Here is a 1,619-nt window from a genome sequence, read left to right on the forward strand (position 1 = left end):
TTTCACGCAAAGTATAAGTTAGGGGGCCTAAGTTTCGATTAATATAACTTTAAAAGAAAGCACCCCGCAGTTAAGACCATTAGCGTAAGTGGGCTAAGAGCCCCTCGCAAAGTCTGGTTCTGACGGCTACCGTATGTTACGTACTGGGACAGTTACAGCTGAGCCCGTATAGTAGAGTAATTGATACAACCTGCCGTCAGGCGGAGTGCTTCCTCAATCGAAACTTATGAGCAAAGGAACAAAAAATGAACCAGCCGGAAAAGCGGCTGTGAGCCTGCCGATCGTTCATCTTGACGCTGCAGGCATTGATGTGTCAGCCACCATGCATATGGTGGCAGTGCCGGAGGGGCGTGAGAAAGAATCCATTCGTCAATTTGGTTGTTTTACCCGTGATCTGCATGAATTGGCAACATGGTTAAAGCGGTGTGGTATTACGACTGTTGCCATGGAGAGCACCGGGGTTTACTGGCGGCCGCTGTTCAGCGTGCTGCTCGAGTATGGCTTTGATGTGGCGCTGGTAAACTCGCGCCAGATCAAGAATGTCAGTGGCCGCAAGACAGACAAGGCAGATGCCCGCTGGATCCAAAAGCTTCACAGCTGCGGCTTGTTGACCAGCAGCTATTTACCTGACGAACCAACTGAAAAGCTCCGAACGCTGGTTCGCCATCGGCGTCGGTTAAGAGAGGATGCCAGCACCTATGTATTGCGGATGCAAAAGTCGATGGAGTTGATGAACATCAAACTGCATTCGGTCATCAGTGATATCATGGGCAAAACCGGAAAGGCCATTATTGAAGCCATTCTTGGCGGAGAGCGCAACCCCAAAGCCTTCCTGCCGCTGGTAAACGGTCGCATAAAGGCGTCAGCTGACACCATCGAGCAGTCCCTCACCGGCACCTGGAACGAGGAACAGCTCTTTCTGCTTGCCCAGAATTATGACCTGCACCGCTATATAGAACATAAAATCGAGGTTTGCGAAAAGAAAATAGAGGAGCAGTTACAGCTGCAAGCAGCGATGATGGAAGAAGGGATCATCGAAAGTTGTCCAACCAAACTGCCAACTGAAAAGGCCAGCAGGAAAAGATATACAGCCAAAAATGCTCCCAATTTTGATGCGCATGCCTATCTGAAACGCATCCATGGCGTCGATGTAACAGAAATTTATGGCGTTAGCCAAACATCAGCCATGGAAATCCTGGCCGAGACAGGCACCCACCTTCGACAATGGGAGAATGAAAAGAAATTTGTAGCATGGCTCAATCTATGCCCCAACAACAAAATCACCGGGGGTAAAGTGATCAGCAGTATGGTGATGAAAAAGAAAGCTGGCAACGCCACGCAAGCCTTCCGTGCAGCAGCGAACAGCCTGCAGCGAAGCGACCACTACCTCGGCCATTACTTCCGAAAGATGAAATCCAAAGGTGGGAACAAATACGCCATCATTGCAACTGCGAGAAAAATGGCAATCATTTACTACAAAATGATCACTGAAAAAGTAGCCTTTAACCCTATCCAAATGGAAGAATATAAGGAGAAAATGCAGGCAGATAAGATCGCCTACTACCAAAAGAAAATTGCTCAGCTTCAACAAGTTGCGTAATAGTTATATAGTAGCACGC

1 protein-coding gene is annotated in these 1,619 nt (G+C 48.3%); it reads left to right on the forward strand.

Translation table 11 applies throughout. The features are described 5' to 3' along the window. Positions 1 to 226 precede the first annotated feature (226 nt). The gene (locus FPE01S_RS24490; RefSeq protein WP_046371774.1) at positions 227 to 1,600 is read left to right on the forward strand and encodes an IS110 family RNA-guided transposase; all 1,374 of its coding nucleotides are present in this window, start codon (positions 227 to 229) and stop codon (positions 1,598 to 1,600) included. Positions 1,601 to 1,619 lie beyond the last annotated feature (19 nt).

Source organism: Flavihumibacter petaseus NBRC 106054, assembly GCF_000974785.1.
Lineage (GTDB): Bacteria > Bacteroidota > Bacteroidia > Chitinophagales > Chitinophagaceae > Flavihumibacter > Flavihumibacter petaseus.

Excerpts from the sequence above, each read along its gene's own strand:
- FPE01S_RS24490 (WP_046371774.1), top strand. The coding sequence starts at position 227 with ATGAGCAAAGGAACAAAAAATGAACCAGCCGGAAAAGCGGCTGTGAGC.